Origin of the sequence: Scytonema hankhaensis NUACC26, from assembly GCF_045865695.1 — a bacterium.
Taxonomy (GTDB): Bacteria; Cyanobacteriota; Cyanobacteriia; order Cyanobacteriales; family Nostocaceae; genus Scytonema.
Map to the genome: position 1 here is coordinate 79,079 of NZ_BAACAP010000247.1, position 19,360 is coordinate 98,438.

The 19,360-nt window shown below is 36.5% G+C and carries 34 protein-coding genes; 31 read left to right on the forward strand and 3 right to left on the reverse strand.

Translation table 11 applies throughout. The features are described from left to right. The first annotated feature begins 4 nt into the window (after nucleotides 1–4). The 31 genes from nrdJ (at nucleotide 5) to ACKTT2_RS44935 (ending at nucleotide 15,674) form a co-directional block, all read left to right on the forward strand. A complete protein-coding gene (gene nrdJ, locus ACKTT2_RS44785; RefSeq protein ID WP_407898862.1) occupies nucleotides 5–2,221 on the forward strand; it encodes a ribonucleoside-triphosphate reductase, adenosylcobalamin-dependent in 2,217 nt (738 codons plus the stop codon). Nucleotides 2,222–2,293: 72 nt separating this feature from the next. Then, nucleotides 2,294–2,593 carry a hypothetical protein gene (locus ACKTT2_RS44790; protein WP_407898864.1) on the forward strand — a complete coding sequence of 100 codons (300 nt, stop codon included), beginning with the start codon at nucleotides 2,294–2,296 and terminating at the stop codon, nucleotides 2,591–2,593. Between the two features lie 371 nt (nucleotides 2,594–2,964). Further along, on the forward strand, nucleotides 2,965–3,609 hold the full coding sequence (locus tag ACKTT2_RS44795) for a cobalamin adenosyltransferase family protein (RefSeq protein ID WP_407898865.1): 645 nt from the start codon (nucleotides 2,965–2,967) through the stop codon (nucleotides 3,607–3,609). Nucleotides 3,610–3,622: 13 nt separating this feature from the next. Next, entirely contained in the window at nucleotides 3,623–3,811 is a 189-nt protein-coding gene (locus ACKTT2_RS44800) for a hypothetical protein (protein ID WP_407898867.1), read from the forward strand. An 86-nt stretch (nucleotides 3,812–3,897) separates the two neighbouring features. Next, nucleotides 3,898–4,206, forward strand: a complete 309-nt coding sequence (locus ACKTT2_RS44805) for a hypothetical protein (RefSeq protein ID WP_407898869.1) — start codon at nucleotides 3,898–3,900, stop codon at nucleotides 4,204–4,206. A gap of 173 nt (nucleotides 4,207–4,379) precedes the next feature. Further along, complete coding sequence (locus ACKTT2_RS44810; protein WP_407898871.1) at nucleotides 4,380–4,991, forward strand: hypothetical protein; 612 nt, start codon at nucleotides 4,380–4,382, stop codon at nucleotides 4,989–4,991. After that, entirely contained in the window at nucleotides 4,988–5,212 is a 225-nt protein-coding gene (locus ACKTT2_RS44815; RefSeq protein WP_407898873.1) for a hypothetical protein, read from the forward strand. The genes ACKTT2_RS44810 and ACKTT2_RS44815 overlap by 4 nt, the downstream gene beginning before the upstream one ends. A gap of 193 nt (nucleotides 5,213–5,405) precedes the next feature. After that, entirely contained in the window at nucleotides 5,406–5,867 is a 462-nt protein-coding gene (dut, locus tag ACKTT2_RS44820) for a dUTP diphosphatase (RefSeq protein WP_407898875.1), read from the forward strand. 84 nt (nucleotides 5,868–5,951) lie between these two features. Then, entirely contained in the window at nucleotides 5,952–6,734 is a 783-nt protein-coding gene (locus tag ACKTT2_RS44825; protein ID WP_407898877.1) for an FAD-dependent thymidylate synthase, read from the forward strand. A 217-nt stretch (nucleotides 6,735–6,951) separates the two neighbouring features. Then, entirely contained in the window at nucleotides 6,952–7,137 is a 186-nt protein-coding gene (locus ACKTT2_RS44830; protein ID WP_407898879.1) for a hypothetical protein, read from the forward strand. 11 nt (nucleotides 7,138–7,148) lie between these two features. Then, a complete protein-coding gene (locus tag ACKTT2_RS44835; protein ID WP_407898881.1) occupies nucleotides 7,149–7,406 on the forward strand; it encodes a hypothetical protein in 258 nt (85 codons plus the stop codon). Continuing rightward, complete coding sequence (locus ACKTT2_RS44840; protein WP_407898882.1) at nucleotides 7,397–7,708, forward strand: hypothetical protein; 312 nt, start codon at nucleotides 7,397–7,399, stop codon at nucleotides 7,706–7,708. Before ACKTT2_RS44835 ends, ACKTT2_RS44840 begins: the two co-directional genes overlap by 10 nt. Nucleotides 7,709–7,783: 75 nt before the next feature. Further along, entirely contained in the window at nucleotides 7,784–8,305 is a 522-nt protein-coding gene (locus tag ACKTT2_RS44845) for a hypothetical protein (RefSeq protein ID WP_407898884.1), read from the forward strand. A 64-nt stretch (nucleotides 8,306–8,369) separates the two neighbouring features. Further along, on the forward strand, nucleotides 8,370–8,780 hold the full coding sequence (locus ACKTT2_RS44850; RefSeq protein ID WP_407898886.1) for a hypothetical protein: 411 nt from the start codon (nucleotides 8,370–8,372) through the stop codon (nucleotides 8,778–8,780). Nucleotides 8,781–8,903: 123 nt separating this feature from the next. Then, entirely contained in the window at nucleotides 8,904–9,122 is a 219-nt protein-coding gene (locus ACKTT2_RS44855; protein ID WP_407898888.1) for a hypothetical protein, read from the forward strand. Between the two features lie 128 nt (nucleotides 9,123–9,250). Then, a complete protein-coding gene (locus tag ACKTT2_RS44860) occupies nucleotides 9,251–9,610 on the forward strand; it encodes a hypothetical protein (RefSeq protein ID WP_407898890.1) in 360 nt (119 codons plus the stop codon). 3 nt (nucleotides 9,611–9,613) lie between these two features. Then, nucleotides 9,614–9,871 (forward strand): hypothetical protein, encoded by a 258-nt coding sequence (locus ACKTT2_RS44865; RefSeq protein ID WP_407898892.1) that lies wholly within the window; start codon nucleotides 9,614–9,616, stop codon nucleotides 9,869–9,871. Nucleotides 9,872–10,098: 227 nt separating this feature from the next. Then, nucleotides 10,099–10,425 carry a beta barrel domain-containing protein gene (locus ACKTT2_RS44870; RefSeq protein ID WP_407898894.1) on the forward strand — a complete coding sequence of 109 codons (327 nt, stop codon included), beginning with the start codon at nucleotides 10,099–10,101 and terminating at the stop codon, nucleotides 10,423–10,425. Further along, nucleotides 10,422–11,213, forward strand: a complete 792-nt coding sequence (locus tag ACKTT2_RS44875) for a DNA adenine methylase (protein WP_407898896.1) — start codon at nucleotides 10,422–10,424, stop codon at nucleotides 11,211–11,213. Before ACKTT2_RS44870 ends, ACKTT2_RS44875 begins: the two co-directional genes overlap by 4 nt. Beyond that, complete coding sequence (locus tag ACKTT2_RS44880; RefSeq protein ID WP_407898897.1) at nucleotides 11,210–11,506, forward strand: hypothetical protein; 297 nt, start codon at nucleotides 11,210–11,212, stop codon at nucleotides 11,504–11,506. The genes ACKTT2_RS44875 and ACKTT2_RS44880 overlap by 4 nt, the downstream gene beginning before the upstream one ends. Further along, the gene (locus ACKTT2_RS44885) at nucleotides 11,503–12,006 is read left to right on the forward strand and encodes a dihydrofolate reductase (protein WP_407898900.1); all 504 of its coding nucleotides are present in this window, start codon (nucleotides 11,503–11,505) and stop codon (nucleotides 12,004–12,006) included. The genes ACKTT2_RS44880 and ACKTT2_RS44885 overlap by 4 nt, the downstream gene beginning before the upstream one ends. Before the next feature lie 275 nt (nucleotides 12,007–12,281). After that, entirely contained in the window at nucleotides 12,282–12,746 is a 465-nt protein-coding gene (locus ACKTT2_RS44890; protein WP_407898902.1) for a crossover junction endodeoxyribonuclease RuvC, read from the forward strand. After that, the gene (locus ACKTT2_RS44895; RefSeq protein WP_407898904.1) at nucleotides 12,747–13,064 is read left to right on the forward strand and encodes a hypothetical protein; all 318 of its coding nucleotides are present in this window, start codon (nucleotides 12,747–12,749) and stop codon (nucleotides 13,062–13,064) included. It begins immediately after the preceding gene. Further along, the gene (locus ACKTT2_RS44900) at nucleotides 13,064–13,282 is read left to right on the forward strand and encodes a hypothetical protein (protein ID WP_407898906.1); all 219 of its coding nucleotides are present in this window, start codon (nucleotides 13,064–13,066) and stop codon (nucleotides 13,280–13,282) included. Before ACKTT2_RS44895 ends, ACKTT2_RS44900 begins: the two co-directional genes overlap by 1 nt. Continuing rightward, nucleotides 13,283–13,492, forward strand: a complete 210-nt coding sequence (locus ACKTT2_RS44905; RefSeq protein ID WP_407898908.1) for a hypothetical protein — start codon at nucleotides 13,283–13,285, stop codon at nucleotides 13,490–13,492. A gap of 43 nt (nucleotides 13,493–13,535) precedes the next feature. Further along, on the forward strand, nucleotides 13,536–13,679 hold the full coding sequence (locus ACKTT2_RS44910; RefSeq protein ID WP_407898910.1) for a hypothetical protein: 144 nt from the start codon (nucleotides 13,536–13,538) through the stop codon (nucleotides 13,677–13,679). Nucleotides 13,680–14,032: 353 nt separating this feature from the next. Next, nucleotides 14,033–14,179 carry a hypothetical protein gene (locus ACKTT2_RS44915; protein WP_407898912.1) on the forward strand — a complete coding sequence of 49 codons (147 nt, stop codon included), beginning with the start codon at nucleotides 14,033–14,035 and terminating at the stop codon, nucleotides 14,177–14,179. Between the two features lie 144 nt (nucleotides 14,180–14,323). Further along, the gene (locus ACKTT2_RS44920) at nucleotides 14,324–14,725 is read left to right on the forward strand and encodes a hypothetical protein (RefSeq protein WP_407898914.1); all 402 of its coding nucleotides are present in this window, start codon (nucleotides 14,324–14,326) and stop codon (nucleotides 14,723–14,725) included. 7 nt (nucleotides 14,726–14,732) lie between these two features. Beyond that, a complete protein-coding gene (locus tag ACKTT2_RS44925) occupies nucleotides 14,733–15,032 on the forward strand; it encodes a hypothetical protein (RefSeq protein ID WP_407898916.1) in 300 nt (99 codons plus the stop codon). Further along, nucleotides 15,032–15,226 carry a hypothetical protein gene (locus ACKTT2_RS44930; protein ID WP_407898918.1) on the forward strand — a complete coding sequence of 65 codons (195 nt, stop codon included), beginning with the start codon at nucleotides 15,032–15,034 and terminating at the stop codon, nucleotides 15,224–15,226. The genes ACKTT2_RS44925 and ACKTT2_RS44930 overlap by 1 nt, the downstream gene beginning before the upstream one ends. Further along, nucleotides 15,213–15,674, forward strand: coding sequence for a hypothetical protein (locus tag ACKTT2_RS44935; protein WP_407898920.1), 462 nt, complete (start codon nucleotides 15,213–15,215; stop codon nucleotides 15,672–15,674). Before ACKTT2_RS44930 ends, ACKTT2_RS44935 begins: the two co-directional genes overlap by 14 nt. A 277-nt stretch (nucleotides 15,675–15,951) precedes the next feature. Here ACKTT2_RS44935 and ACKTT2_RS44940 read toward each other — a convergent pair whose 3' ends face one another. From ACKTT2_RS44940 to ACKTT2_RS44950, 3 genes are all read right to left on the reverse strand, one after another. Continuing rightward, a complete protein-coding gene (locus ACKTT2_RS44940) occupies nucleotides 15,952–17,286 on the reverse strand; it encodes a phage portal protein family protein (RefSeq protein ID WP_407898922.1) in 1,335 nt (444 codons plus the stop codon). Between the two features lie 250 nt (nucleotides 17,287–17,536). Beyond that, the gene (locus ACKTT2_RS44945; RefSeq protein WP_407898924.1) at nucleotides 17,537–18,658 is read right to left on the reverse strand and encodes a hypothetical protein; all 1,122 of its coding nucleotides are present in this window, start codon (nucleotides 18,656–18,658) and stop codon (nucleotides 17,537–17,539) included. Beyond that, nucleotides 18,655–19,359 (reverse strand): LamG domain-containing protein, encoded by a 705-nt coding sequence (locus tag ACKTT2_RS44950; RefSeq protein ID WP_407898926.1) that lies wholly within the window; start codon nucleotides 19,357–19,359, stop codon nucleotides 18,655–18,657. Before ACKTT2_RS44950 ends, ACKTT2_RS44945 begins: the two co-directional genes overlap by 4 nt. Nucleotide 19,360: the final 1 nt, after the last annotated feature.

The window sequence follows — 19,360 nt, forward strand, 5'->3', positions numbered from 1 at the left end:
AATTATGTCTATTAACGATACACAAGCGTACTATTCTCTATTGACACCCAAATATATCTCATGGGATTTCTATTCACAGTACGTCGATAAACAACCTCCATTCGGTGAACTTGGTACTATTGTTTTTTTGCGAACATACTCTCGCTTCATTGATGAACTGGGTAGAAGAGAGTATTGGAGGGAAGTTGTATTGCGTGTTGTTGAATACTCTTTGAATCTCGATGAAGTTACTTTTTTGGGAGACAAACAAAAAGAAGCCGAACAACTGTTTGATACAATGTTCAATTTGCGCGGTTTTCCAGCAGGGAGAACGCTGTGGATCGGTAATACAAAAATAACCGAAGTAAATGGTACAGCCAACTTCAATTGTTCGGCAGCAACAACTGATAGCATCTCGAAATTTGCAGAATGTTTCTATATGCTCATGGTTGGAACGGGATATGGATTCTCTGTAGAGAAACAATGGATAGACAATCTTCCCATGTTTTATCCTGGCGTGAAATTGCAAAATGTGAAATACGAATACAACAAATACATCAAGCAAGAAAATACTAATATTGAGTTTTATTACGTTGATGATTCTGGTAGAAAAAAATTCATAACTGATTCTGAATATGAAGAAGAAGACTTGCGCATTGCATCAGATATCAATTATTTACTAGTTCCAAAAAAAGCAACAATTGCTGAAATCATAGTTGGTGATAGTCGTGTGGGTTGGGTCAATACTTTGCGATTGGTATTAACGCTGATGACAAATCCAAGCATTGAAGCTGTTGAAATCAATTACGATTACGTTCGTCCAGAAGGATATATACTCAAGACATTTGGTGGTAGAGCTAGCGGTCACGGTGCTCTCCAATCCTTGATACAAAGGGTATCTGATATTGTCAATGAATTGAAAGAGCCAGGACAATTATCTAGCGTTCAATGTCTGGACATTCTGAATTCTATTGGTATTGCCGTGGTTGTCGGAGGTGTTCGACGCTCCTCTCAGTTAGCACTAGGAGATTTGGAAGATTCAGGATTCATCACAGCTAAGAAGAATTTGTGGAACGATGAATCGTTGACGGATAAACGAGCGACACGAGTCATGAGTAATAATTCCGTTACCTTGTACGAAAATCCAGGGTTGCAGTACTTCAAAGAATTGATGGAAAGTGTCAGAACATCAGGGGAACCTGGAATATACAGTATTGGTAATGCTCAGAAAAAACACCAGTCAAGAAAGCTGACCAACCCATGTGGTGAGATTTTGTTGGACGATCGAGGCGTTTGCAATCTCACAGAAGCAAACGTTGTTGCTCATGTCAACACAGATGGAACATTCAATTGGGATAAATGGGTAGAAACAATTCGCTTGATTACCAGAATGGGTTCCCGCATCACTCTTGTTACTATGTGGCATCCAGAATGGGACAAAATGCAAAAACGCGATCGCCTGCTTGGTGTATCCATGACTGGAATAGTTGAAGCGTTCGATATGCTCAACTGGAACCAAGAACAGATTGAACTGTTCTTCGCGACAACTCAATCAATCGTTGACAAGGAAGCTGACATTTACCATGATTCACTCGGAATTGAACGCAGCTTGCTGAAAACCACCATCAAACCTAGTGGCTCATTGTCGCAATTACCAACTGTATCTAGTGGGATACACAGACCATATGCCCCTTACTACTTGCGCCGCATTCGTGTGAGTCGCCAAGATCCATTGGCTATGGTGTTGTACGACTTAGGATTGCGACCAGTACCTGAAAACTCTCAAGGAGATGATTTGTTTGCCGAACAGTGCAACACTTGGGTGTTCACATTCCCCATCAAAACATCAGCCAAAATCAACTCAATTGATGAACCCGCATTGGTACAACTTGAGAGATACAAGACCGTAATGAAATATTACGTGCAGCACAATTGCAGCATCACAATATCAGTTGCGGAAAATGAATGGGATGATGTAGCGGTATGGTTGTACGAAAATTACGATGACATAATTGGCATCAGTTTTTTACCACGGTTCAATCCGTTGGATGACGATGGTAAAGTGTTGTATCCGAACTTGCCGTACCAGACATCAAACCCGGAAGAGTATGCTGCCTTGAAAGTTGAAACACCAATGCCAACAGAATTGCAGTTGATAGAATTACTGCAAAAGTACGAACAACGATATGAGGAAGCAGATCTGGGATCTGATTGTGCTAGCGGCGCTTGCCCAGTTCGTTGATAGCATCTGAATTGTTTACAACAGTCAGGGTTGACGATCTACTTGAAGTAATCAATTATTGAGGAAAATGAAATGACTGAATACATGATGACAGCCCACGGTATACTCAAAATCTATGCTGACAAAAACAAGATAGAATTGTTCAGTCATGATTTTATCAATCCAGAATTCAATTTGGCAGAATTTGACAAAGATCGACCACATACATCGGACGAATGGAAGGATTACTTCTTTACTGTGAATGAAGAATGCAAGATCGCAGACAATCTTCCGTCAGTAACAAGAATCAATCTTCATATGCAAGCCGTACAAGAATATATACAACGGAAAGCAAAACGAAATTTGGTAATATATCCAGGCAATCGCAATTGAAAGGTAGCGCATCATGAAACCTTATTGTTCCCATCAAAAAAGCAGAAAAAGAAGAGGAAAGGATGAATATGTTTGCTCGGATTGCAAGCAACAATTGACAAGTAGTGAAGTAGAAGATCTTCTGAATGAACGCAAAAGAAAAAGAGCAGAATCATATTTTGACAATTACATCTACAGTAATTACACCAGTAATTCAAGCTATGATGACTAGCAATTCCCCTCATGCGTAACAACATCCACTATTTTTCTACCGAAGACTTGCAATCACTTATTGATTTCTATGGAATAGCAATACCTCCAATCTATAGAAAAAGTAAGTCAGAGTTACTGAAAGTACTATTCAATTATTACGATTGGTTTGAAGGAGCAATATGAGTAACAGAATCACTCACAAGTACAACCAAGGCAATGGCGACAGAGGGTATAGTTTGTTGCTTGATGGTCACTCAATCAGTAAGGACGATCCATCATGTTGGATATATAGTGAGATTGAGCACCTGAACAATCAGATATCTCAAACACTGGCAACATATGAGTTGGAATACTGCGAACTATTATCATTGTTGGAATGGTTGAAAAGTAACAGTTTTTCAATTAGCTCATTTTGTTTTCTCAAGGGAAACAGCGATCGTCACGCTCTTTCAGTAGATATATCTGATGATTTGGAATGGAATGTGTGCGAACTGAAAGAAGATAAAGTTGTCGGAGAAGCTGCTGATTTTGTCATTCATAATAGTTTGAAATATATAGCTCTAGATACTATACGTATTTCAATACGTGATGTTGAACGTGCATTTACGAAGTGGCGGCGGCATGACATCATTATGCAATTTATTATCGATACGGTACGCGAACAACCAGACATTGCTCAACGTATCGTCATAAATATTGACGGTTATGCTGGCTTTCTCAATAGGTTGTCTACATATCTGTGGTTAGCTACAAGACAAGAAGCACTGATGTGTGGTGATTGCAATACGCAGAGTTATTGGAACGGTGGCGTTGTAGAAAAATAACTGGAGAAAATTTATGTGTGTAAGTATAAATGTTGAAGTTACTTATTGTCCCGTATGTTATATAATTCTCAATCCGGATAGCAGATGGAAATTAAAAGATTGGGGAGATATTGAATTTTGTTCTAAGAATTGTGCTCGTGAAGCGGTTGAAATAAACGAAATGGAAATGACTCATAACGGATACGATCGCATTTACTTTTAAAATGCCGCACATCATTCACATTTCTCTACACTTACCCACTACAACAAATAGCGGGTTTTTTATTATCTAATTACAGGAAATATACTATGTACGACAAACAAGAACTTATTACGGTAGTTGCTAGAGCAGCTAGAGATATCTTTACTTCATTTGATTACATTGAAGACGAATTTGAGTACGTTGATATACGACTACAACTGCTGAATGGTTCATATGAAATACACACAGGAGATAGTCAATACGATACAGATCGTCGTGGAGCATGGGGATATGGAAGTGTCAATTTACATCCAGATAGCGAACAAACTTGGGATGAAATAGCTATAGAAATAGTTGAAGACACACTCGCTGATTACGAACAACAACAAAAACTAGTTGATTCATTGAACAAGTAACGCACTATTTTACCTCGGTATAATTGTTGTTTAATTGTTATACCGAGGTATGAACTATATTTAATAAATTAAACTACAAATATCTATTAGAACTAATCGAACAAAGACAACGTTTAATAAAAGAATTTAACGTATTGTTAGTTAAATAGAAAAAATAAACATAAAAACAATATATGAACGCACAATACATTTTCATTTGTTGGGGTAACAAAAGTGACATTGGTAAAGACAAAGTAGCAGATATCATTGACTCATTCATCCCTACAGATAAAATTAAATTCAATCGTGCATTCAAAACACCAATGGAACAATGGTTAAACATACCATACGGCTCATTGGATGATAAGGAGTTTCGTAAACAATACGTTGTGAATCCAGTAACGAGTGCAATTGAATCAAAGACATACGACGAACTCATGGTTGATGCATTCCATCATTTTCCCAACCTATATCCAACTGGTGAGAATTGGTTAGTACCAGGATGGACTAAACAAGTGATAGAAAACAATCATGTACGTCATATGACGATTGTCGATCTTCGCAACAGAACGGAACTCGAACTGTTGCGTCAACTATCACCAAAATACAACATGATATTGTTGCATATCGTTCCTGGTGAACGTGGTGTTCAAAAAACAAGCGACACGCACATTCGCTACGATGATTTTGATTTCGTCAAACACGAGTATACTATATGCAACAAACCATATGTTGATATCGAGATGTTGACAGACCAAGTACGATATGTGTTACAAAATGAGAAGTTATTACAGGAGCAACCATGAGTCTTCTTGAAACCGCATCAATCATACCAGCACAGTATCTCATAATAAAAGGAATCAGTGAATGGGGTTTATATTATCTTTTTGTAGAGGTGGCGGCAAATTTAATGATAGAAGATCGAAACATTGACGAGATTCCAGAAAACAAAGAAGAAATTCATTATTTTGTAGATGATATAAGATATCTTGATGAAGCACTCAAAATAACATTAGGCTTGAAATAATCATGAACTATAAAGAAGCAGATAATGTCATCGAACATTTGTGCAATCATCGAGTGTTTGCAACGAACAAGTATTACATGATTGTGAGAATGTTGAAGAAACTATTAAATTGCACTGAACAGGAGCTTGACGTAATAGATGATGTTGTTAATGAAATAATTAACGGTCACAAAGTAACATAGGAGTAAATTATATGCAATTGAAGATAAAGAAGCTGAATCCAAACGCCATTATTCCAATTCGCGCATATCAGTTCGATAGCGGTGTTGACCTGTACGCTTGTATTGAAGAACCAATTACACTACAACCACTTGAGCGGCGATTGATTGGTACTGGAATAGCAATTGAATTACCCGCACCAAATACAATTGATGGCGTTCAGTACGTATTGGAAGCACAAGTTAGAGCGAAATCAGGGCGTGCTGTAAAAGAAGGATTAGGAGTGTTAAACTCACCAGGAACTATAGATAATGGATTTTCTGACGAGATAAAAGTAATCGTTGTAAATTTGAGCAACGAACCAATTACAATTCAACTAAAACAGAAAATCGCACAACTCGTCATCTGTCCTGTTGTGTTACTACCGATAACAGAGGTAGAAAAAATAGGAGCTGGCGATCGCGCAATGAATGGATTCGGAAGCACTGGAATCTAGTGCGTCGGAAATGGCGGCGCTTTTCAATACAAACGGAGAGCGCCCCTCATTTTTCTATCACATTCACAATCACTTGGAATACAAATGAAGAATAGCGTTCAATTACTTGGTTATTACGGTGGCGACAAGCGAGTTTGTCTATCTGCGTGGCAAAGTACGACAGAAGAGTTGGGAATAGAGTTACCAAACAACATTCCAGATCGTGTCGATGTGATATTCAACCACATTGCCAATCAAAAGAAGAAATCACCATACGAGTTACTTGATTTCTTAGCACAGAACAATCACGGTACACCGTTTGAAAAAGCAATATTAGATTTTCAACTAACTGCTGAAATTGCAAGTCACGTGCATTCACTGAAGCACAGGATATCAGCGATCAATGCTGAATCAGCTAGGTATAAAGAATTTCAATCAGACAGATATTATATTCCAGACGATTGGGACATTTACGCTTCCTACGAGAACTCAGAGCTAGTCAATGATTTTTATCACAAACTATATTCAGTATGGACTGGTGAAATGAATCCCACATGGGGTGATTTCCTTGACTTTTACAGTAAGTTAGGATTTGAATTGTATCATTCAGCGTGCGACCAACTCTCACTGAAACTTGGTAGAAAAAGAGCGAAGGAATCGGCACGCTACTTTCTTGGATACAATACTCAATTGAACTATGATTGGCAAATGAATTTCAGGAGTTTCGTCAACGTACAACAACTACGGAATGATGAACACGCGCAAAAAGAAATACATGAGCTAGCTAACACAATGTTGTATCTTGTAGAAAATATTGAGGGAAATCCCTTCAAGTATTGCTTGAAAGCGTTCAATCTGAAGTCTGATGAGAACTGGGTTTTACTATGAAATGGATACTAACGTTCATCGGTAATGAGTGGTTTTACCTCACTCATTTTTTCTACCACTTTTCCAGATTCCGGAAATCAACCAGACTTCAATGGTCGAAAGTAAGATGGAGAACGGGTAATGTGTTTAGAACTTATTGGATACCAGTAGATCCGCAAATGCTAAGAAGTAAGAATTCTGAGCGGATAATACTAGATTCAGAAGATTGGAGAAGGTTATGAAAATTAAGGTTCATTACAAGAAACTAAACTACAACAATTTCCGTTGCGGGGATGTTCTTGAAGGTTCTGACAATAACCAATATGTAATTTTTGACGTGATTGCGTGTTGGGTTGTATTGAGAGAATTGTCTGAAGATGAAAGACAAAAAAGACAATATATTGTAGGAAGAGTTGAAATATAAAGGAGATAAAAATGACCGTTACATTCAAACCTCTCATTAATCAGTTGTTCGCGTTTGAACAAAAATATCAACAGTCGGAGTCGGATGATATCTATGGTTACACTGAAGTTGTACTTACTCAAAAGATTGATAGGTATGAAGTTGGCGATTACTTTGAATACGTTGAAATCAACTTTAGTACATCTGAATTACTAATTTATGATGTTCAAGGTGAAGTTGAGAGCCGCCATAATCTAGTAATTACAATTGGAGAAACATTGTGTCAATAACATTTAAAACAATTGTTGGTCAGTTCGTCGAATTCGAGCAAGAGTTTCGTCTCGACGTTCATAAGTGGGGTTACGATTGCTGTGTTATCAAACGCCCATTTGGTAACTATAAAACTGGCGATATTGTAACGTGGTTGGAATTCGATCTGCGGAAAATGCAGTTTGTCACCTACTATACCCATGAAATAGTCGAAGGTGTGTTTGACATTCAATTAGAATTGTTAGAATTGTATGTCAATCTAGAATTTAGAAGAGAACAAACTCTTACTGAAGCAACACAACTGTTTGATGAAGTAGAATAGTTGACTAAGATACACTGAATATATACCGTACTATAATGAGTAGTACGGTTTTACTTTATTTTGGAGAAATACACAATGACAACTAACAACGTAGAAAAAATCCGCGCACTCGCTGCTGAGTATTTAACTCACTTTGAGCAACTTACACACGAGAACAGAGAATACCATTCCAATACATTCTGGGTTACAAAGCAAGATACTAGACCTGAAGAATTACAGGACTTGATACGCGAAGCTCATGGCGATATGTTTCCAGATGATTGGAAATATGACTTTATTTTCGATGCACTGAACACCATAGTAGATAGTGAAACAGATGACTTGGAAGACCTTGGTTATGAAATAGAAGGCGATATTTATAATCGTGATTTACTGAATTGGTTGGCATCCAATCTCACTCGTTCTGATTATGTTAATGAGTTTGTGGAAAGTTATGGTGTAAAATCATCTAATTTCGATTTGATGGGAATTGTAAGACATGGACAAGTTGAAGAGAAGCGAGAAGTATACAACTCAGTACTTCAATCGTTACAGAAGTTAATTGATGAAATAGAGGATGATGAATCTGACGAGGAAATAGAAGACGACGAATATTAACCAATCCACATAACACAAACAACCTCAGTACTGGCGGTACTGAGGTTTTCACAGGAGAGTAAAGATGAACGAACAATATAGACAAGCGATCGCTAAACTTGATGAGATGACACAGTTACCGGATGGATGGAATAAGCGATTAGACAACTACAGAAGCTTCACATCTGATGAAATCTTATCTGCTCAGATAATGGTTGGTGAAATATGGAGAGCCACCCAATACTATCCGCACATATTTACAGTATCTGATATTTTGAAAGACAGTGGTGGCTCCATCATCATTTTTCTATCGCACTTCAATCGCACGTTATACGTTCATATGCCAAACGATTATTGTAACAAGTTAATGTACACAAGAGATATAATTGGTACACAGTTTATAGATGAAGATATTGTAGTTAATATGGATATGATAGATGAACTACTAAAATGGTTATTCGATGTACAAGAAACAACACAATACACCACCGCTTGATGAAATCACATCAACACCTACTACACTTAATCTAGTCAAGCAAGTACACGATTATTTCATACCTCATAATGTAATTTGGTATGAAGACTATATACCCAATGAAGGTGAGTGTCTGATAAAACTATGATTATGATGGAATGGTTTTTGTTATTTGGATTGGGTTGTTTGTTCCTATTATTGATACTGCTAGTTGCCGATTTTCACAATATGTTGGCTTCGTGGCAAATATATCATAATAATAAACGTATTATTCGTGTGAGAAAATTAGATAGATTCAAGGAGTTATACGAACATCACTACATTTCGCTCGAACAGTACATTGAAGCAATTAAGAATATATAGTATGTTGCTATTCATTATTTATCTAACAATCATGTTAATGATGACAATACCAGTAGCAAAGTACCTTAACTTGATTGATTGGTTAGTGTTAGTTGTAGCTTGTTTATTAATGTCAGTATAGGATAGATATGGTAGAAAAATTTATATTTGAGCGTAATACAACTTTAGTATTATTAAGCGCATCGGAATCTGGTTGGTTTACAAATCATCGTATTACCGATCTTATATATCTACCAAAACTTATACGAATTGTTGGTAGTTTTGAATATTTGACAGTTAGTCATTCAAGAAAACACTTAGTTGATTACACATTAAGGGATGCCGGATATGTTTTAACAGACACACAATTATCTGGTGCCAACCGATTGTTTATTGGTCGAGTAAAAAATGACCAAACGTTTTATATAATTAATAATTCGTTTAATGGCGAACACATTGTTTACGCACAACAACTCGAACCACAGTTTGTAAATAGTAATTGGAGGTAAAAAATGAAAGAATGGAAATATACAGTTGAGTTGGGCGATCTTCATAGGCAATATAACAACGGGGAGATTTGTATTACCGAAGTCGCTTATAAACTATCAGAACGATTAGAGTCTTTATTAGAGTATTTCCCAGATGATTGGAATTTGAATGATATGATTGACTTCTTTGCGGAAATTGAAAATGTAACAGAATATGATGATTGGCTTGAATGTTTGTACAATTGGGCTGATAAAAATAATGTTTGGATAAGTACGTTTTAGGTAAAATATGAACAAACAAATTGATTACGAGAGAATAAACGACGTAATATCTGGAATGACTTGTCCTCATTGTTCCGGGCAATTAAATTACTCATTGTTTAATACAGTATTAATGGAAGTTCACTGCACTAATGATAAAGAAGAGTGTCCGTATCATTTCATCTGTGACATACCTTATTTGAAATAAACTACTATCGCCCCACGCAATCAATCGTGGGGTTACTATTATGAGTGAAATACTATACAAAATAGGTAAAGATTACGAGCTAGTTCCATATGAAATATCGAAAGTTGGTAGAAAATACATTTACATAAAATGGCATTCTATAGCTCCGGATATAAAGATAGAAAAAATATCCGAAGGTCGTTATCGAGAAGTTAGTGATTACACATCGGATTATTTTTACATAAAAACTGCTGCTGAAAATGAAGTAAAATATCAGAAAGCACAGCAAATTTTCAGATCGATATCGCTTCCATACTACAGAGCAACACCAGAAAAAGTAGAAAAATTTAAGCAAGAATTACAGAGAATACTGGAGTTACTAGCATGACAACACCCACCAAACTCAAGCCAGCTTTGAAATGGGCTGGTGGTAAGTCTTGGTTGGTTGATAAGATGTGCGATTATTGGTCGCACCAACCACACAAAAGACTTGTTGAACCATTTGTTGGTGCTGGTGCGATCGCACTCGGTATTAAGCCAGAATCAGCATTACTCAACGACATTAACCCGCACCTTATTAACTTCTGGAAATGGTTACAGAAGGGACTCGCGATCGATTCAATCCTAGTAAATGATGCTGATTTTTTCTACCTCGTTCGCGAACGATTCAACAAGTTGATTGTAGAAAACAGATCTGACACGCAGAATGCTGCCGAATGGTTTTATTACCTCAACAAACAAGGATTCAACGGACTCTGTAGGTTCAATCAATCGGGGTTATTTAATGTTCCATTTGGTAAATACAGTAAATTGAATACGAAACAGGACTTGCGTGAATATGTTCCAGTCATACAAGACTGGGAATTTACCTGTACTGACTTCTCAGAGACAGAAATAAAGGATGGCGACTTTATCTACGTCGATCCTCCATATGATGTAGAATTCACGCAGTATAGTAAGGAGGTATTCAACTGGAATGAACAAGTAAGACTAGCAGAATGGCTCAAACAATCCGAACAGACGGTGTTCGCATCAAACCAAGCAACTCCCCGCATACTCGAACTATACGGCGATTTTGGTTTTGAAATACTACAAGTGGAAGCACCACGATGCATTTCATGTAAAGGCGATCGTACTCCAGCGCAAGAAATAGTAGCTTATAGGTATTCAAAATGAACAAACAAGAAAAAATGCAATTCATCATTTCGTATTTTCCAAACATTCATTGGACAGTATCTGAATATTTGGAAACGCAACGAACGCTACTGGTTTACTCATTTAAATTTTATGAAGTGACGATAATGCAAGCTTCATTCGTTGTTACAGATATTGGTTGCGAATTGAGTGTTTACGTTTGTGAGAAATCAGTTGAATTTTTCAGAGCAGATGATGTGGAATTTCCGTGTCAAGTATTTAATGAAATATTGTTAAATATGGGCGCAATGTTTCTAAATAAAGTAAAAATATGACTTATAAAATTAACCTCATCGCTGCCATCGGAAAAAACGGCGAGATAGGCGAAAATGGGCAACTCGTGTGGCGCAACAAAGAGGATTTGCGCCACTTCCGAGAGCTTACAACAGGTCATACCGTCATCATGGGTATGAAGACCTTCAGAGATGATTTGGGAGGTCATACACTGCCTCACAGACGCAACATCGTGTTGACTACACGACCGCACAAAGAAGACTTAAATTATCCCGGTCATGAAAATCTTTGGTTTATATACGCACCCGTAACTGCGCTATTTCTTGCACGAACATTCAACACTGAGATATTTGTAATTGGTGGTTCATCCATTTACAACATTTTTCTACCATTCGTCAATCGGTTGTTCATTACTCACGTTCATCAAGAATTCCCAGATGCCGATCGATTCTTACACATCGATTGGGAACAATGGATAGAAACAAACAGAGAAGATAAACAAACATTCACATGGAGTACATATGAACGAAAAATGGTTTGATATATATGAAGGTGTTGCTCATTTAATGACTGTGTACAATATTTTTGGTACTCGTATTTTGATGAAAAAGAACACACGGTTATTCAATGGGTTAGAAGATGTTGTTGTACTTTAGACTCGCGATTGGAGATACGAGATACGATTTTTCCCCTTATATTTAAGTATTGATTTTGGTAGACAACATTATTTATACTTACCACGTATTGAAATAAACAGATACTAGCCATGAATACCATATAGTGAATATAATGTAGTCAACACTAATTTCGTTATATATGCTCATATTTGGTCTCGACCCTGGTGTAACGAACATAGGGTACAGCATTTATTCAACTATAGACAAACAGGTACTTGAGTCATCCGAGATAACTGCTAAACAACATGAACTAGAAGACAAACTAGTTCATGTTTATAATAAGTTCAACGAACTGATAGAAAAATATCAGTTCAAGATGCTATCCTACGAACAACCTGTATTTGTGGGTAGAGGTACAACAGGTGAACGCATTAATCGCGTACTTGGAGTGATACTACTGTTATGTAGGTTGAACGGAATACAAACCCTATCCTACACAGCACCTCAATTGAAGAAGAAAACTACAGGTAACGGTAAAGCTGACAAACATGATGTTGAGAGTGCTGTAGCGAAGTACTTCAACATTAACAATAAGTTCAGCACCAACCATGCATCCGATAGCTTGGGTGCAATTATGTGTTATTTACTAGATAAAGGAGAATAAGTGAGCTTTGACGATTTTATAGAAATAATAGGTGTCGATTTACTTCAATCGGAAGAATGGTCTAGTGACGATATAGAAAGTAATTCTCTGAAAAAATCTTTTCCAGAACTGAAAGATGCATTACTTAAGTTTCAAAACGCAACAAATTGCAGATTCTTTTTCAACGATTACATTGAAATATGGAATTATTGTGTTTACATAGAAGGGTGGAGTTACACTTGGTATCAAGAAGATTGCAGTTACGAAGTTGAATATCGCCGCTACTGTTGTAACGTTAAAACACTACACGATAATCTTGCAAAATTAGGATTTGTCTAATGAACGATTTATTAATGGAAGAGTTTGCGGTCATAGCAAAACTCAAGGGTGACAATATGTCGAAAGAAGAATTGCGCGAATTGGGAATTTATTATTGTAACAAAGCGTTTACATTATATAGAGCGCAACAAGAAACATTGCAACAATTATTAATATATCAGAAGAAAAATATGGAATACGTACAATCTGATATACTTTTGAATTGGGGAAATCAATAAATGAGACACATACAATGGCGGCGAGAATCTACGTGTAAATTAGTTTTATACGTAACAAATGAGTCTTATACTGAAGGCGTTCGTTACAACAAATGTAAAACACCCGGTGTGTTTGTTCCAGATTACAAAATAACAGATGGTAGCCAAGGATACGCGACCATGCAAAATTGTTTGAAATTAGGTTACACATATTTACCCACGGATAGTTGAGAATTTAAGATTAAAATGGTAATAGTAAATACCATTCTCTCTCATGTATAACGTAACACTTAAGGTTGAAGAAGATCGTTTTTTTCTACCACTCCAAACAGAACGCGACGAATATCAGCGATTGCTATGTGACTTGTCAACCTTGAAGCAACAAATAAAAGGACGGATAGAAAAAAGAAATCATTAGTATATGCCTCCTTTGAGTTGTCAGGGGAGGTTGTTTATTTATTGGAATAGTCATGAAACTAAACACTATTGAAAATGTTATGCGGACAATATTCGATACAACCGCATCATCTTATTTTTTTACACAGGAGAACCGGAGGAATTATGGTTGTACTTGGATGACAATTGGTATAGTTGGGAAGAATGTGCCTGTTATTCAGATGCGCATTCTCTGTATCGTATTTGGAAACAACATCGTTGTGGAATACTAGTTGTAGAGGACTTATGAAGAAGACAGATTGCGATGGCTGTGGTAAAGAAATACCGACTTATGATGAGTTGATGCTTGATTTCCTACAAGAGTAATATTATGGATTGGATATTTGCCCGGAATGCGACCACCAGATCGTATTGGCAGCAGCGTTAGCTGAAAATGACATATTACACGAGCGACCGTTAGGAACTGCAATGAAGAAGATGTGTGAAATGTATGGAGTAGAGGTAGAAAATGAGAATAAATGAATTCAAGTTATCGCGAGATACGTCCGAAGGTATGCGGTGGGCATTCTCGTTTGTTTCGCTTCATAATTTGGGAGAGAATTGTTATGGATTCTGGTTGTGGTTACCGTTTATGTTTTATTTACACGTAGAGTGGGAGATAAGATAATGACCGATATATATTTCACAGCATCTGGTGATGGAAAAGTATTACTAAATTCAAATTACATGGTCATACAATTACCACACGAACACGATGCTGAAGAACTAGCTGATGCTCTCAATGAAACAATTGAAGTGTGGATGAGTGAATATGAGGATAGAAAAAAGAAGAGATATGGACTATATGGTCACAACAACAAGTATACAAACGAAGATGCTGAGTTTCGTGTGTTTGCTGTACTGGATAACCACAGCGCAGAACTAGATAGTAAGTGTTTGTTCTGGGACTCTTACAGAAAAATGTCAGTAATTTTGTACAACAATTTTTTCTATCGTGCTGAATGCATACAAGCGCATGGTAAAGATTGCTGGAAAGCCAAGATTGAGATTTCAAACATTATCGAATAGAAAACACATGAGTTACAGAATCACCAAACTTGACAGCGATCGCATTGAAATTGAATTCGACGGACATACGCTCGAACTCACAACACATCAACTGTTGGGGGCGATTGCGGCTACTGTCGGTGCTGAAGATTATCTAGAGAATTTGAAAATCGCACATGGTAATCTTGCTTATCAGTTGTATTTACAAAATTGTCCTGGTGAAAATGCATCAGAACCATACGAATGGAATTCTAACAGTGGTGAAAAATTGGAAAAACTGTTAACCAAGATAAATGAGAAATTGTTTGAGATAGATGTAGAAAAATAATGACAAATACACCGGAAAGACCGCTAACCATTGAAGAACGAATGACTCGTCTGGAAAACATATTCAGCAATATGGCTGAAACAATATTCGCACAAAACGAGGCGATTGTTACTACATATCGTATTGCTCAAGAAAACACCAGACATATAAATGAAGTTCAAACCATAGGAGTTATCAGAAATGCCAATAATTAATAGCAGAAATCTGCAGGAAATAGTCGATAGAATCAACAGAAATGTTGAAAGTTGCTGGGTTAGCGTGTTCTCTTTAGAAAGATTTGAAGTTGGCTATCCAGTCAGCCCCAGATTCAGAGCGTGTAACCCCAAAACTATACAGTACGATGGCGAATGGGTTGAACCAGCAGAACAACTGGTAAAGTTTATACAAGAATACACTGTTTGCGCTTCCTTTTATGTGAAAGCCGAGTTTGATTCAGCGGTTAAAGAAGCAGGTTTATGGTCATCTGTAGATTTTAACAATTGCCTCGACCACTATTTAGGAGAGCAAGATGCAGATTTGATTGATTGTTACAAACGAATAGGCAGACCTTTACTATCCTGGGAAGAATTTGTAAATTCTCGCTCAAAAGTAGGTAAACCTTCACTGTCTTCAAAAGGCTCCCCTTTAAGGGGAGCCTTTTGAAGACCCAGAAGACTAGCTAGGAAATCTGTTAAATAAACAAGTGGAAAACGATCGCACTCTTCTATGCGATCGCTTTTTTGCGTTTAAGCACTTTTTACCTAGTCCTTAAAGGGTTTCAGGCTTTGAGAGACTATAAGCAAGCTTATTTGCGTTAAAAGACTCAAATAAGCCTAATATTATGTCAAATTCCCCTTATATAGCTATATAAGGTAGTTATATAAGGTTGGGCTAAAAAGTACTTACCAACCATCAATCAGAAAAGTCATAAAAATAACACCTAACCCCCCAAATAATCTTGCTGGTACTCCTCCGGTACCTGTTGTTGATTTGGATCGACCGCAGGTTGTTGGAGTGATGCCAACATCTGTTGCTGCATTGCTTGTTGTTGCTGCATTTCGGGTGTAATTGGCGGCAACTTCAAGCGTTCTCTAAGTGCATTCTGTGCAGTCATATCTGTTTGATTTATCAATCCCATACTCATAGCGGACATGAGGTTCTGAGTAATCAAGCTGTCAGTTTGTGGGTCTGATGTTGCTGTAATTTCAAACGATCCATAATCATCTTGAGTCCCGAAGTTCCAAATTATCAGTGGACGACAAACCTTCTCGATCAGATTGTCCCTGATTTGCTTCACAACTGCTTCTACAGTTGCGTCAAGTATTGTCATATGTTTTACACTGAGAGTTGCCATACCCATTGCACCACTACCTTCATCCAGTACCATTGAAGGTACTCGGAAGGCTGCTAGAATACATCGCTTCAACATCTGCTCGCTGATAGTCCAGAATTGCTCTCCAGCAGGTATCTGAAGGGCTGATACGGCGTTCTTCTTATCGGTAACAATGTGTGAGTGGTTCTCCAATAGCTTCAATTGTTCTGCTAAGTGAAATACCGCATCTCGTTTCAGTGGTTGACCGTTGCGATCGCGTATCGGTTCGCCTGTATTGGGGTCTGTTACCAGAATTGTATTATCGGCATCAGCAAGTCCTAGGAGGATGCCTGTAGCGAGTGTCTTGGCGGATATTGCCATCTCCTGCATGATCAGAGAGTACAGCTTCACGTAGGGGTATGCCACCTCACATTCTGGGTTCCCGTATACCGTGCGCCTATTGAAGTTGGTAGCAAGTCCGTTGGTTATGTGAATGACCTTATCGTAAGGAATCCATATTTCTCTGTTTGTGTCATTGTATTTGACATGAGTCAATCGTCCATAATGTCCGGCGTATTGCAATCTCGATGGATCGAGCACGTTGAAACCATCAAGTCGCCACTCAACTTTGCGAAACTTCTTTTTTCTCCGAAAGCCGATCTCTGCAGCCATGTGACCGAACGGCATTGCTCCGGTGAGTGTGGCAACAATATCTGGTAGAGAACCGACCATGTTCTCTATGTTGTCTTTGATAAATTTTTCTACCTCTTTGTTCTTGTGTTGGTATTCACCTAACGAGTTGGCAGCTCGTTGTGCTTTGATGTCAACTGCTGCTGCTGCCCAAGGGTTTTTGAGTATTTCTAGATATTCTTCTATCGAATGTTTGTTGGGGTTTGATAGTTCTTGTATTACATTTGTAGTTAGTGCTGTAATCCTCGAAGATAGGAATGAGGATGTGGTCATGAGATAGAAAAATAATCACTTACTATTGTTAATTGTTTTAGAACTTCTTTCGGTATTACTTGCTCTGGTAATTTTTTCTCTGGCTTGAAAGGTGGACTTGTTATAGTTGTATATTTTTTACAAAAAGACGGTATACCTTCTATAATTTTACATAATTGTAGAATTCCTTTTTTCTTTTTATTACCTATAGTATCTTTAGAAAATATTGTGGGTTCTTTTACTTTGTATATTTTGTTATTAATTTCTGTTATTAAAGCATTCCATCTATATTTTTAGGGTCTTCATCTTCAGGTTTTATTAAATAATTTTGCCAAAATTCTTTTCGCCATGAATTAGGTGTTAGCTTAGTAGATGGAACGTTAGGATAGTCAAATTTATAGAAATTATCATTTTTGTAAATAACAATACTTTTATAGTATTTATTATCATTAGGGTTTGTTCCAAATTTAAAACCAATAAATTTATTTTCTAAAAAATAAGATATAGATCCTTCAAAATAATCTGGTAACTGAATTGTTTTTGTTTTATTTTTTTCTATTAAGAAAATTTTATTATAATCAGAAGATTCTGATATAAACGATTTAAAGTCAGAATAAACTTCATCTCCAGATATCCCGCTACTTTTAAAGCGATAACTTAAATTGTAACTTTGTAAATTGTATGTACTAAATGCTAATGCTATGTGCTGGTCAAATCCTTCTTGAGGCTCTATTGCATAAATTAATCCTTTAAAATATATTACTGTATCTTTTTCTTTTTCTTTTTTGAAATTTTGAAAATCAGTAATAAATGTTTCACTAATATCGTAAGGTTCTTCAGAAAACTTCTCATGATAACCCGGAACAGACTCATTAATAAAAGCAATTTTAATTTCTTTTTCATGTTCTGGCGTCATCCAATATATCCATCGTTCGCTAGAATCGTCAATAGCTTTGACATAATCATTTAATCTGTCTCCATAAATTGGAGTTAATAACTCTTTTATTCTATTAAATATTTCATAAAAAGTATAATAAAAATAATTTAAAGAACCACTCGTATCATTGTAAAAAGTTATATATGTTTCCGACATAGACGGTGCTATTAAACATTTATATAAAATATCAAAAGTTGTTTCTTGATACCTTTTTCTACGCTGATTGATAATATTCTGCCTAACCACAACACTTTCACTACTACCAACAAACACCCATTTATCATCCGCTTCACTCCATACAACAAATCCATCACTCGGTTGATTGTTAGTTAATATCAGTTTGTCGCTAGTAATGTTACCACCATTATGCGTAAACTTAGTTCCATCGTAAAATCCAGAAATAATATTACCGGAAACTAATTTTTTTAGTTCGTCTTGTAATTTGCGATCGCTCATGAATCAAATGCTCCTGTAGGGGGTATAAAGTTATTAGTGTAAATAGCACTACTCGAAACTCGAAACTCATCTATATAACCATGAAAATACATATCATATGGCGGATTTGATGGATCTAATGCTCCTATCTTAAAAGTACCATTTGTTCCAGAAATTGCTATATTGTTATTATTTGATACTTCTAAAACTCCATCAACAAAAAGATAAAAGTTATTACCAGATCTTGAAACAGCAACATGAGTCCAAGTCTGCAAAACAATAGTTGATAAACTTGTTAGCGCAAACACAGTGTTTCCAAAATCATCTTGTTGAATAAAATTTATTTTATCGGTGTAGTCGATGTAAAAAGCATATCTTGAATATTGATTATTTAATAACTTAGAAAAAATAGTATGACCAAATTTACCTAATTCTTCTAAATAAATAAACGCTTCTATAGTAAAATCTGAAGTTCCAAAATTGAATTCATTTGAGTCTACGTAAATGTAGGAGCTATTACCGTCAAAATAACCACTACTTCCTCCAAATTTATTTTGAACGGTAGAAATAATAGTATTACCAGATATAAATACTGGTAAATTATTAGCACTATCTGCGAAAGTAGAACTATTATTTACTCCATCAAAATGTAACAATAGTTTTGTACTAAAATTATTGTTATTTGACAACTGTTGAAATAAACCTATTGGAAAAGTAAACATA